General features: G+C 42.2%; 11 protein-coding genes. 1 reads left to right on the top strand and 10 read right to left on the bottom strand.

The window, feature by feature from the left end:
• Positions 1-94: 94 nt before the first annotated feature.
• Positions 95-1,246 (top strand): tRNA guanosine(34) transglycosylase Tgt, encoded by a 1,152-nt coding sequence (tgt, locus tag H2245_RS01810; RefSeq protein WP_182405407.1) that lies wholly within the window; start codon positions 95-97, stop codon positions 1,244-1,246.
• Between the two features lie 102 nt (positions 1,247-1,348).
• On the opposite strand, the gene H2245_RS01805 is transcribed toward tgt, so the two are convergent.
• The 10 genes from H2245_RS01805 to frr form a co-directional block, all read right to left on the bottom strand.
• Positions 1,349-2,701, bottom strand: coding sequence for a sodium-dependent transporter (locus tag H2245_RS01805; protein WP_182405405.1), 1,353 nt, complete (start codon positions 2,699-2,701; stop codon positions 1,349-1,351).
• 312 nt (positions 2,702-3,013) lie between these two features.
• The gene (gene lpxA, locus H2245_RS01800) at positions 3,014-3,793 is read right to left on the bottom strand and encodes an acyl-ACP--UDP-N-acetylglucosamine O-acyltransferase (protein WP_182405403.1); all 780 of its coding nucleotides are present in this window, start codon (positions 3,791-3,793) and stop codon (positions 3,014-3,016) included.
• Between the two features lie 165 nt (positions 3,794-3,958).
• Positions 3,959-4,468, bottom strand: a complete 510-nt coding sequence (gene fabZ, locus H2245_RS01795) for a 3-hydroxyacyl-ACP dehydratase FabZ (protein WP_182405401.1) — start codon at positions 4,466-4,468, stop codon at positions 3,959-3,961.
• Between the two features lie 213 nt (positions 4,469-4,681).
• The gene (lpxD, locus tag H2245_RS01790) at positions 4,682-5,698 is read right to left on the bottom strand and encodes a UDP-3-O-(3-hydroxymyristoyl)glucosamine N-acyltransferase (RefSeq protein ID WP_182405670.1); all 1,017 of its coding nucleotides are present in this window, start codon (positions 5,696-5,698) and stop codon (positions 4,682-4,684) included.
• Positions 5,699-5,829: 131 nt separating this feature from the next.
• A complete protein-coding gene (gene bamA / locus H2245_RS01785) occupies positions 5,830-8,256 on the bottom strand; it encodes an outer membrane protein assembly factor BamA (protein WP_182405399.1) in 2,427 nt (808 codons plus the stop codon).
• Positions 8,257-8,519: 263 nt separating this feature from the next.
• A complete protein-coding gene (gene rseP / locus H2245_RS01780; RefSeq protein ID WP_182405397.1) occupies positions 8,520-9,896 on the bottom strand; it encodes an RIP metalloprotease RseP in 1,377 nt (458 codons plus the stop codon).
• A 123-nt stretch (positions 9,897-10,019) separates the two neighbouring features.
• Positions 10,020-11,225: a 1-deoxy-D-xylulose-5-phosphate reductoisomerase gene (gene ispC, locus H2245_RS01775; protein ID WP_182405395.1), complete on the bottom strand. Its 1,206-nt coding sequence runs from the start codon at positions 11,223-11,225 to the stop codon at positions 10,020-10,022.
• 93 nt (positions 11,226-11,318) lie between these two features.
• Positions 11,319-12,128, bottom strand: coding sequence for a phosphatidate cytidylyltransferase (locus H2245_RS01770; protein WP_182405669.1), 810 nt, complete (start codon positions 12,126-12,128; stop codon positions 11,319-11,321).
• 76 nt (positions 12,129-12,204) lie between these two features.
• On the bottom strand, positions 12,205-12,957 hold the full coding sequence (gene uppS, locus H2245_RS01765; RefSeq protein WP_182405393.1) for a polyprenyl diphosphate synthase: 753 nt from the start codon (positions 12,955-12,957) through the stop codon (positions 12,205-12,207).
• A gap of 209 nt (positions 12,958-13,166) precedes the next feature.
• Complete coding sequence (gene frr / locus H2245_RS01760) at positions 13,167-13,721, bottom strand: ribosome recycling factor (RefSeq protein WP_182405391.1); 555 nt, start codon at positions 13,719-13,721, stop codon at positions 13,167-13,169.
• Between the last annotated feature and the right edge of the window lie 13 nt (positions 13,722-13,734).

The following is a 13,734-nucleotide window of genomic DNA, read 5'->3' as shown; positions in this document are numbered from 1 at the left end:
ACGAACTAAAGATCATGTCAATATCTGTCGCCCTAAAAATGCTGAGCAATGATATAATTAACGCCATTTCCATAGCTTAGATAGCGATTATTATATGCAATTTACACTCCATAAAACAGCCAGTGGTGAGACGCGTGCACGTCGCGGTACCGTTCATCTTAACCATGGCGATGTACAAACGCCTGCTTTTATGCCCGTCGGTACTTACGGTACAGTGAAAGGCATGTTGCCACGTGACATTGAAGCCATTGGCGCGGATATCATTTTGGGCAATACTTTTCACCTGTGGCTACGCCCTGGTACTGATGTCATTGATAAATTTGGTGGTTTGCATAAATTTATGCATTGGGATAAACCAATTTTGACTGATTCAGGTGGCTTTCAAGTGTTTAGCTTGGGTGCGATGCGTAAAATAACCGAAGAAGGCGTCCATTTTAAATCACCCATTGATGGTGCCAAAGTATTTTTATCACCCGAAAAATCAATGCAAATTCAATACAGTCTAAACTCTGATATCGTCATGCAGTTTGATGAATGTACGCCCTATCCTGCCACTCACGATGAAGCAAAAAAATCTTTAGAGCTGTCACTTCGTTGGGGACAACGTTGCCTAGATGAGCAGAAGCAATTAGGCAGTACCAATGCTCTATTTGGTATTATCCAAGGCAGCATGTATGAAGATTTACGTCGGCAGTCATTAGAAGGTTTGCTTGGGATTGGCTTTGACGGCTATGCGATTGGTGGTCTGTCTGTCGGTGAGCCAAAAGATGAGATGATGCAAGTCTTAGACTATATGCCAGATGCCATGCCAGCGGACAAACCACGCTATCTAATGGGTGTCGGTAAGCCCGAGGATATCGTTGAGGCTGTACGCCGCGGTGTTGATATGTTTGACTGCGTAATGCCAACTCGTAATGCACGTAATGGTCATTATTTTGTCACTGGCGACTTAGATAACGCTGGTGTGGTACGTATTCGCAATAGTCAGTATCGTCATGATGAGCGACCATTAGACCCAGAATGTGATTGCTATACTTGCCAGAACTTTAGCCGTGCTTATCTTTATCATTTGAATAAATGTAAAGAGATGCTCGGTGCCCAGTTGGCAACTATTCATAACTTGCGCTATTATCAACGCTTGATGTTGGGTATCAGAGAAGCCATTGAGCAAGATAACTTTGATGCTTTTGTGACTGAGTTTTATAGTAAACGTGGACAAACCGTTCCTGAGCTACATTTACGCTAGTTTTTATTAATTCTTACTTATTGCTTGTGACATAAAAAAAGGCTTAAGAAATTCTTAAGCCTTTTTATTACTATACTTTCCACTACTTTCTAAGTATAAAGTCTAACCCAATAAGGTAGTCACGAACACCAAAACTACGGCAATGGGTGCGACAAATTTAGAGATGATTTGCCATATTGTCCAAGCACCGTTCGATAGATTAAGCTCTTGCTGAATACTGCGCTGATCCATCTTCCAGCCAAGAAAGATAATGCCTGCAAGACCCGTTAATGGTAGTAAGAACTTACTGGTAATTTTATCAAGTATATCAAAAATCCCATTACCCATGATAGTGAAGTCAGACCATAGATTAAAGGATAACAGCGCTGCAATTCCTAATAGCCAAACAACAACAGCTGCTACAATGGTCGACATCGTGCGATTCATCGGCGTACGTTCTTGTAAAAGCTCAACTGATGGCTCAAGTAAAGAGATTGATGAGGTTACTGCTGCAAAGGTAATTAATAAAAAGAACAGTGTACCAATAATAGCACCGCCCGTCATACTACCAAAAGCAATCGGCAAACTGACAAAGATAAGCCCAGGACCAGAAGCAGGATCAAGACCATTATGAAAAATAATTGGGAAAATAGCTAAACCAGCAGCTAAGGCAATAACAGTATCTAAAATTACTACCGTCCGTGCCGTTTTTAATAGATTTACTTCACGACCTAAATATGAACCATACGCCACCATGATACCCATACCAATAGATAGCGTAAAGAAAGCATGACCCAATGCGGCTAACATCACATCACCCGTTATTTTGCTCAAATTAGGCGCAAATAGATAATTGACGGCTTCCATAAAGCCACCATTTACCACGTTATAACCAACAATGACGAATAAAATAACACCTAATAAAGGCATTAATACTTTAGCAGTCATTTCAATACCACGGGTTACACCGACACCAACAATCAACGCCGTAATAACCATAAAGACAGTATGCCAAATAGACAATGTGCTTGCTGAAGCTAGCATGCCATCAAATGTTGCACTAACCGCTGTACTATCTTGCCCTGCAAAACTACCTGAGCCGGCCTTAGTAATATAGTTAAGTGCCCAACCACCAATAACACTATAAAACGATAGGATTAAAAACCCTCCAAGAATACCTGTGAAACCAACAATGCCCCAACTGCGCGACAGTCCTTCACTGGCTGCTACATCACTAAAGGTATTAATAGGATTTTTTTGTCCACGACGACCGATGAGCCACTCAGCCACCAAGATAGGAAAGCCGACCAGCGCAATACAGAATAAGTAAGCAATAACAAAAGCGGAACCGCCGCTCTCTCCTACCATATAAGGAAACTTCCAAATATTGCCTAGTCCAACTGCTGAGCCTACTGCTGCTAGTGTAAAGCCAAAGCTTGAGCTCCACTGCGCATGATCTTGTTTATTAATAGCCATTTCGCCGTCCTCTTACCTTTCTTAATAAGAAATATTTAATAGTGAATTCTTGTCTGATATTATAACGCTATCCAATGTGATAGCCTTAAACGACTATTAATAGTATGTCGCCATCTAAGAAAAATTATAATGGCAAAAATTAAGTAACATTAAGAAAGAATTGTTTACAATCTTATAAGCGCTCAGTTTCTGCTAAGCGACCTAAAAAGTCAAGCAACCATAAACGCAAAAAGCCATAACTAATAGTTATGGCTTATAAAGATTTTATTTATATGACAAGATTACTTAACATAAGTTAAATATCATATAAAGTTACCGTACCACACCGCGTTTGCTCTGCTGCAAAGAGTCAATAAGCAGCTGAATTTTAGGCTCTTTAAACAGCAGATCTTCTTGTAATATAATAAGTGCTTGCGCGGTGGTCATTCCAGATCTAAATACAGTTAAATATCCTTTACGCAGAATCTCAATAGTCTTAGCCGACCACTCTCTTCGGTGCATCCCTTCAATATTAAGTCCATGCGCACGAGCAGGATTCCCCGATACCATCGTAAAGGCTGCCACATCTTTTAAAATCAAACTCGCACCGCCGATTAAACTGTAGTCATCAACACGGCAAAACTGATGAATACCTGAGTTACCACCAACGATAATATGACTGCCAATATGCACATGACCAGCAATACCGACATTATTGGCAAATACATTGTTATCACCAATGACACAGTCATGGGCGACATGAGTATTCACCATGAATAAATTATGACTGCCAATCTTAGTTAAACCATTATCTTGTGCTGTACCACGGTGAAAACTACAGGCTTCACGAATGGTATTATAATCGCCAATCTCTAGCCATGTCAGCTCACCTGCATATTTCAAATCTTGTGAGTCTTCACCAATACTTGCAAACTGATAAATCTCATTATGTTGCCCGATTCGCGTGTTTTTTGATACCACAACATGGCGATGAAGTACAGTATGAGCACCAATCGTCACTTCATCACCGATAATACAATACGGACCAACGACCGCGGAATCATCAATTATAGCGGACGATGAGATGAGTGCTGTAGGGTGAATCTGACTCATAATGCAGGCCTTGGTATCATAAAATACAGGTAAACGATAAAAAAAGATGTCCATTACAGCCATCTTTCTACTTTTATTGCCTTATCTTCGAATCACTTATCTGAATCATTTGTAAACAAGGCAATAATTTATACGGGCTATTATAACAATACTATCATTTACTGACTATTGCTCTTGACGGGCAATCATTACTTGCGCACTGGCAGCCAGCTCATCTTCTACGTGAACGGTACAATCAAACTTATAAATACCGTGTCTTTGCATCACTGTTTTAGCACGGATAATAAGCTGATCGCCTGGAATCACACGACGCTTAAAGCGTACTTTATCTACACCTGCAAACAGATATAAATAACCATCTTCAGCGGTTAAGCCTGCACTGATGAATCCTAAAACGCCTGATACTTGCGCCATTGATTCCACCATCAAGACACCCGGCATAATCGGTTCATCAGGGAAATGACCATTAAAAAACTCTTCATTAATAGTCACGTTCTTAATACCGGTAATACACTCACCTGGCTTGCAGGCAGTGATTTTATCTACTAGCATAAAAGGATAACGATGCGGTAAATAATGCTTTAGAGTATGGTAGGTTAGCGGTAGTGTTAAACCTTGATCAGATAGGGCTTTAATGTCATCGTCCGTTAGCGTATCAATATCAATGGCGCTCATAAAGGTGCTTCCTTGCTGCAATTGCAGACTAATTAATTATAGTAAAAAAATAAGTTATATTGAGGATAAAAAACCTAAACTTATTGGTTATCCTCGTTTGAATATTTGACTACTCAATCTTTATCAAAATTTTACTTAAAAGTAGCTAAAGATCCTAACGTCAAAATAAAAGATTATTTTAAGACCTATATATTCCGACTGTTTTAAATAATGTTAATCATTAGCAAGTTGGCGAAAGCGTACAGCGGCTCGTCGCCATTTTGCCGTTGGCATAGCGGCAGTACCTGAAGAATAAGAACCAGCTACCTTGATCGACTTTGTTACCATTGTCATTCCTGATAAAGTAACATCATCAGTAATCTCAACATGACCGTTGATTCCCACAGCGCCGCCAATAATACAGCGTTTGCCGATTATTGTGCTACCTGCAATTCCTGTTTTAGCCGCAATCGCTGTACCGTCACCGATACGTACGTTGTGAGCGATTTGTACCAAATTATCAATAATCACATGATTGCCAATAACCGTATCGTCAATAGCGCCGCGATCAACACAAGTGTGACTACCAATACGTACATGATTACCAATAATCACTCGACCTAACTGCGCGATACGCTCCCAGCCGCTCACACTTGGATCACGCGTCGGCGCAAAGCCAAAACCTTCCGCACCAATGCTTGCTCCCGAATGCAACCGTACATGGTCACCTATTATACAATTGTGGGCAATGGTTACCTGAGACTCAATTATTGCATCAGCACCAAGACAAGTATGCGCATCGATAACGACATGCGCACCAATTCGGCTACGCATACCAATCTGCACCTGTTCTCCAATAACACAGTAAGGACCAATGCTGACATCTTTGCCTATAATGGCACTGTCTGCAATCACAGCAGTCGGATGAATACCAGTATTAGAGTTAGCCGCTACAAATAACTGGCTACTGCTAGCATAAGCCAAGTAAGGCGTTGCAACGACTAGCGCCACTGAGGTAGGCGGTACCTGCTCTTGATAAGGTGCAGTAACCAATACCGCGCCTGACTGACTTGTCGCCAGGCGCGAGATATAATGCGGATCTGCTAAAAAACTCAGCTGCATAGGGTCAGCATCGGTTAAGCTGCCAACGCCCTTTAGCGGTATTTGTAACTGCGCAGCGCTTAGCTCAGACTTATTCAGTACGGGCTGGCGCTGTTCAATTTGAGTAATAAGTTGCTCAATCGTTATCATCATTTAAGTTACTATTAAATAAATTACCATGATTTATGAATACAAAATATGCGCCAAATCCAACCTTTAGCGACCCATTATAGCAGTACTAATTTCCACTAATTTACGCTTAGACTAACAGCCAAAGCCTATTAGAACGTGCTACCGATTTGGAACTGCACGTTTTCAGTCTCATCACCATCTTTATCGCCAATTGGCACCGCATAACTGAGCGAAATTGGACCGATAGGCGTATACCAAGTAACACCGGCACCAGCACTAAAGCGCAACTTATTATCTTGCGTCAGTAATGGCACACCTGTATCTCTACCCGACACAGGATCTAAGAAAGTACGATTTTCCTTATCAGTAGTATCAAATACTTGACCACCTTCTGCAAATATAACAGGGCGCACTTGATCTGCCCAATCCCCTTTGAATGGCATTGGTAAAATTAGCTCAGTACCAAAGCTTACGAGCGCATTACCACCGACTTCTTCGTCTTTGAAACGCACATCATCATTTATCGCATCAGAGTAGCTTTGCGATTTAGGTCCAAGCGTTGACGACTCATAGCCACGTACCGAACCATAGCCACCCGCATAGAAGTTTTCGTAGAAAGGTAAGTCATTACCATAGCCAAGCTTAGTATAGCCTCGTGCAACCCAGTCTTTATAGAAAGGATAGTACACGTTGCCGCGGTAGGTCAGCTTTTGATAACTGGCATCACCACCTAGACCAACGGTGGCATCAACAGTATGACTCATGCCTTTGGTTGGAAATACCGGACGATCTAAGGTGCTGTAATCCCAGCCTAATAGCAGATTATAGCTGTCATAATCGTTTTTAAAGCCGGTACGTCCTGAGAACTCATTATCATCATTGTTGTACTGTTCAAATGTACCGCCACCATCAATAATTTGTTGGACACTGGATACACCTAAACGATTTCCGCCACGTACGCTAGTATTGTCATAGTTAAACCCAGCACTTACGCGTTTGGTTTCATCGACAGGATAACTATAGTTCAATGTACCGCCGTACGAATCCGTCACATAGTTATTAACGTTACGGTCGTCATATTTTGTCTCACGATAATAAGCGCTGACACCTTGTGATACACCATTTTCAGTGAAATAAGGGTTGGTATAACCTAAACTGTAAGAGTCGCGAGTCTCTGAGCGAGATAACGCCGCTTTTACCTTATTACCCGTGCCCATAAAGTTATTCTGGGTCAAATCTAACTGAAAGGTCACACCGCCACTTTGCGAGTAACCTGCTGCAATCGTTGAGCTGCCTGAAGGCTGTTCTTCAACGGTATAATTCACATCGACTTGATCTGGCTGATTGGGAACCGGTTTAACATCAACGTTGACCGATTTAAAGAAACCAGTTCGCATCAAACGAGTACGTGACAATTGGATTTTCTCATTAGACGACAGTGTGCCTTCTAACTGACGCATTTCGCGACGTAATACCTCATCTTCTGTGCGTAAGTTGCCATTAAAGTTGATACGGCGTACATAAATGGGACGCGCAGGATCAATATAATAATCGATATCAACAACTTTAGTGGCATCGTTAATACGTGGCACAGGGCGCACTTGAGCTAAATAGTAACCCTCATTACCGTAACGGCCTTTTAGCGCAGCAGTAGTGGCGTCTAATTTTGCTTGTGAATACTGTTCTTTAGAATCAAAAGACACCAGCTTGCGCAGCTCTTCTTTATCAAATTTTGGCTGACCTAAGAAGTTAATATCACCAAACTGGTATTTTTCGCCTTCTGTTAAGCTCACTTCAATAAACACACTTTGCTTGTCTTCACTGATATTAAGTACCGCATTATCTACAGAAAAACGTACATAACCATCGTTAAGATAAAGCGCTTTTAAGTTTTCAAGACTGGCTGCCAACTTTTCCTGAGCATAACGGTCAGATTTTGACAACAGACGTGTCCATGACGACTCTTTTACCGCAAACACGTCTTTAATTTGTGAGTCGCTAAAATGTTTATTGCCGATAATATTGATATCGACTACTTTAGCAGGCTTGCCTTCAATAAAACGTACGTCTAGTTTGACGCGATTGCCATCTAATAATGTCTGATCAACTTCAATATTACTATTGTAATAACCTTGGCTAATATATTGCTGCTGTAATTCGTTTGCCACGCCTTGTAGCGTCGCTTGTTTAAGCACATCACCTGTAGCGAGACCGGCATTTTTAAGACCTTGTTGCAAACCTTCCTTCGGAATCAGTTTGTTACCGTCAAAGTTAACTTCAGCAATAATTGGACGCTCAACCATATCGAAGCGCAGCTTACCACCGTCAACGCGACTTTGAATGTTAGCAAAGTTCTCTGTCGCATACAGTGCTTTGATACTGGCAGCAAGACTGCTGTCTGTCACCGTATCGCCCACCGAAATGGGTAAAACCGGATAGAGACTATCAGCGGTTAGACGTTGTAGACCATTAAAGCCGATGTCTGTTACCACAAAGTTCGCTGCTTGTGCAGGCATACTGATCATCGCGACCACTAACGGCAAAACAGCCGCGCTCATATATAAAGGCGTACGCATAAACACTATCCGTCAATAAAAAACTTGCTTAAGTTAAGGTAAAAAAGGTGCTTTGTCTAGCCAAATTCCAAGGAAAACTTTACTTCAATCATAGCTGACCCAACACACTTTATATAAAACGTATCATAAAATAAACTAAAACTTGCTATTAGTATAGTAGTAACCTCATAGCCACGCTAGCGGGTTGAATACATAATTGCTATTCAATAAGGACTAAAACGTTAGTATAGCGCTACTTACTGCAATCAATGAGAAATATAACATTAAAACAGCCTACTAATATCATTACCAATTGCTAACACCATGAAACCTACCAGCAAGAGTAGACCAATATTTAACCCGACCATTTGCACGCCTTCTGATAAAGGTTTACCACGAATCAGCTCAATTAGATAGTATACGATATGACCGCCATCAAGGACGGGAATTGGTAATAGATTAAGTACCGCTAGGCTTAAACTAATGAGGGCAGCAGTGGATATTACCATCTGCCAGCTAATATCAAAGCTTTGCTTGGCAACTTTAGCAATGGTAATCGGACCTGATAAATTCTCAAGACCAATCATACCTGATAGCATTTTGCCCATTGAACTGACCGTCATGACCGCTAATTGTTCGGTTTTCTCGAAGGACTTAACAAGAGCTTCCCCTGCACCATATTGCACAGTAGTTTTATAAGCATCAGGGATAACGATATCAGATTGAGCCACCATTGCCCCTATCTGCCCATAAATATTGCCCAAAGTGTCTTTTTTACCTTGTGGCATGATTTGTAGCTGTATAGTTTTACCTGCTCGTATTACCGTAAGATTTAGCAGTTTTTCAGGATTATCACGGATAATTCGGGTGGCGCTAATCCAATCAGCTATCGGCAACCCATCAATAGCGGTGATGCGATCATTAACTTTTAAACCTTGACGCTGCGCTGCACCATCTGGAGCTAATCCACCTACCACAGGGGCTATTTCTGGTTGCCACGGTAGCATACCGAAGCTGGTTAATGCATCTTTACCTCTTGCATCGCCTTGCATAAACTGCGTTACAGGGGCTTGATAAGTGGTTAAATTATCAGCAGGAGCCTTAGCCGATTGTAAAGTCACACTAATATTATCGGTCTCACCCATGCGTCCAGCCAGACGATAATTAATCGCCTCCCACGTTTGCACAGTATGCCCATCAATAGCAACGATTTTATCGCCGACCGGTAGCTGCGCCATCGCCGCTGGCGTATCTGTCAACACAGTGCCAATTTTAGTTGCTAATTGCTCAGAGGGCGTCATAAATAACACCCAGAACAGCGCAATTGCAATGATAAAGTTCATCAACGGACCGGCTGCAACAATTGCAATTTTCTTAAGCGGATGCTGACGATTAAACGCCAAATGCTTCTCATGCTCTGCAACTTCACCTTCGCGCTCATCAAGCATTTTGACATAACCGCCAAGAGGCAACGCTGAGATGCGGTAATTGATACCGCTCTTTTTATTTGTCCAACCTAATATTTTAGGACCAAAACCAATAGAGTACGTAAGCACTTTCACTCCGCACAGGCGCGCAACAATAAAGTGACCCCACTCATGTAAGGCAACTAGAGGTCCTAATACAAAAATCGCCGCCAATAGCGTTAATAAAAACGTCATTACCTTATCTCGCTCAGCTTACGGATGGTCAAACAGGTATCTAAACTAACTATAATAACTTTACTTTAAGATCTGTACTTTTCAAAATTACACCGACACTCATTATTATAAACGGCTTTATATCTAGCCAGCCATTTTTGCGATAATCGTCTCTGTATGGCGACGAGCTAACGTATCAATCGCTAAAATATCTTCTATATCAGCATCTAAACCCAATTGCGACACCTGAACCTGACCGAGTGCTTGCTCATTAATGTCAGCAATATCTGTTAAACGTACTTGCCCTGCCAGAAATGCAGCAACCGCCAACTCATTAGCCGCATTTAGTACAATCGTTGCTTGCGTACCTGCTTGCATTGCTTCTCGCGCAAGACGCAAACAAGCAAACTTTTGCAAATCAGGCTTAATAAATTCTAATCCACTGAGCGTATATAAATCTAGCGGCTGTGAACCACTATTAATCCGCAGAGGGTAACTTAAGGCATGGGCAATTGGGGTTTTCATGTCCGGGCTACCAAGCTGTGCCAAAAAACTACCGTCACTATATTCTACCATTGAATGAATAATACTTTGAGGATGAATAACCACCTTTATTTTATCTTCTGGTAAATCAAATAAATGGCAGGCTTCAATGAGCTCCAGTCCTTTATTCATCATCGTTGCTGAATCAACAGATATCTTTTGACCCATCGACCAATTCGGATGCTTAACCGCTTCTGCGACGCCAGCTTGTTGCATTTGGCTAAACGACTGTTGTAAAAAAGGTCCGCCTGACGCAGTTAACCACAGCTGACGTACCCCATGACAACGATCATGAATTTGGGTATTATCCTGCTGAATAATCGATGGCAAACATTGAAAAATAGCATTATGCTCAGAATCAATCGGCAATAAGGTGGCATTATGGGTCTTGACCGCCTCAATCATTACCTGCCCTGCCATGACCAACGCTTCTTTATTTGCCAATAAAATACGCTTACCGGCACGCGCAGCAGCTAAGGTTGAGGGCAGACCAGCAGCACCAACAATCGCAGCAACGACGGTATCAACTTGGGTATCAGTAGCAATATCAATCAATCCAGCTTCACCACCCACTACGTCAATATTTAAACCTACAGCGTCTAAGCGCTTAGCAAATAAATCAACTGACTCAAGCGGCACGCACACGCGCTTTGGCATAAACTGCTGACATAGCGCCAATAATTTATCCAATCGATGATGTCCGGATAAGGCATAAACCTCATAATCTTGTAAATGGGTTACTAAAATTGCCAAAGTACTGTCGCCAATAGAGCCAGTTGCGCCAAGTACTGCGATGCGTTGCGTCATAACCAGTTGTGCCCATGATGTCATTAACAGTGAAAACAAAAAGTAAAAGATGTTAATAATAAAAAATATTATTCAGCCAGAAAATATCATCATTTAGATGACTAAAATACCCAGCTGCTGTAGTCCCCAAAAGCCAAGTGCAAATATGGGCGTTGCTGATAATAAAGAATCAATACGGTCTAAAATACCACCATGCCCCGGTAAGATAGTGCCAGAATCCTTTACACCTGCGCGGCGTTTAAGCATTGATTCAAACAAATCGCCCAATACCGATGCCAAAATCGTAAGCGCAGACAGTAATACAATGGCTATCAGTGCCGTACCCGTTAGCTGCAACTTGAAGACACTAATACCAATGACCACCATTAAGCCTGTTACCAGACCGCCTGCCAAGCCTTCCATACTTTTATTAGGGGATACATTTGGTGCCATTTTGCGTCGACCCAGCTTGCGCCCAACAAAATACGCGCCACTGTCCGCACACCACACCAGTAAAAACACGTATAGCAGCCACCATGGCGATAACTGCCATAAATAGAACATTGCAGTAATCGACGAAGTTAATATCACTACGCCCATTAAAGCCAACTGTCGACCGTACCAGCTGGTGTGCGTTGGAAACTTGGTTACCCACGACAATGCCATGAGCCAGATGATTAATGACGCGATCCACCATGCTATCCATGTCACTTTAAACCATAAAGAAAGCAGCGTTATAACTAATACCATCAGCACAAAAACCACCGGCTGACGCCATTTTGGCATCAGCTTTGTCCATTCATGTGCAGCAATCGTAACCCCGACTGCTAACAAAGGGGCAAAAAGAATGGGCGATTGGCTCGCAAATAGAGCAATCCCAACAATAATAATCAGGATGACTGCTGTTTTAATCCGTTGCCACATATCCATTAGACCTTATGATGACGAGATATTTTTACTTAAAAAACGATTATAGCAAATATTGGCGATTCATTAATGACTACGCTGAGGGAATCTCTACTTGCTCACTGGTTTTGCCAAAGCGACGCTGGCGCTGACCAAACTCAGTCAGCATAGTAGCCAGTTCAGCAACGCTAAACTGTGGCCATAAGGTATCGGTAAAAAATAGCTCGGCATATGCTGATTGCCACAATAAAAAGTTTGACAAACGGTAATCACCACCGGTACGAATCAACATGTCAACAACAGGCGCATCTGCCAATTGCACATACTGCCCGAGCCTCTCTTTAGTGATATCACTTACCTTTAACTGACCCTCTTGCACTTGCTGCGCTAATTGCTGAGCAGCATGAGCAATATCCCACTGTCCACCATAGCTTATCGCAATTACCAACGTCATGGCATGATGATGCGCGGTCTGAGCTTCTGCATCTGCCATGAGCACACGCAACTCTTCACTTAACAGACTGCGGTCGCCGATAAAGCGCAGCTTGATACCATATTTTTGCATGCGTGGCAGTTGCTCATTAATCGTCAATGCCAGCAGTTGCATCAATAACGCTACCTCAACTGGTGGACGTTGCCAGTTTTCGCTTGAGAATGCAAAAACAGTCAACACCTCAACCCCTACCTCTTGGCAATACTCAACGATAGGATCAAGCGCATCTTTACCAGCAATATGACCTGCCCCGCGCCCTAAACCCTGCGCTTTGCCGTATCGATTATTACCATCCATAATGATAGCAATATGATGAGGAAGAGAGCTTGGTTTTAAAGTGGTAGAAGTTGACATGGACTGTAATGCTCATTATTGAGAAAAATTTGAGTGGTATTGAGTGGGAAAACATTAAAAGTTGCTTCACAAAAATAAAGTCTTAACTCATTACCATTGCTGGTGTTACTTTTAATAATAAATCAAACCAACAATAGTAATGACAAACAGCCAATGATATCACATCATTGGCTGCCAATTTGACGCTATAACATAGAAAACACGATAACCTAAACGTTCATCAAATCAGCTTCTTTTTTACTTAAACGGCTATCAATGGTTTCAATAAATTTATCCGTTATTTTTTGAATATCATCGCTGGCGCGGCGCTCATCGTCTTCTGATATTTCTTTTTCTTTTGCCAACTCTTTGATATCATTCATCATATCGCGGCGAATATTACGGATAGACACCCGACTGTTTTCAGCTTCACCGCGCGCCATTTTTTGCATATCGCGGCGTGTCTCTTCGGTCAATGCTGGCATTGGCACCCGAATGACGTCAGCGGTCATAGGATTTAATCCCAAATCAGCTTCGCGAATAGCTTTATCAACGGCTTGAATCATGGTGCGCTCAAAAGGCTGCACCAATAGCGTACGTGAGTCTTCAACATTGACACTCGCCACTTGATTCAGCGGCGTAGCCGAACCATAATAGCTGACCATTACCCCTGATAGCATACCTGGGTGTGCACGACCAGTACGTACCTTACTAAAGGTACTGTCCAGCGCCTCTAGCGTTTTGTGCATGCGCGCTTCGCCGTCTTGCTTAATCTCTTGAATCATCATCAATCCTTAT

The sequence above is a fragment of the Psychrobacter sp. GP33 genome (assembly GCF_014119005.1).
GTDB lineage: Bacteria > Pseudomonadota > Gammaproteobacteria > Pseudomonadales > Moraxellaceae > Psychrobacter.
Note: the sequence above shows the minus strand (reverse complement) of the source record. Positions and strands in the feature narration are given on the sequence as shown.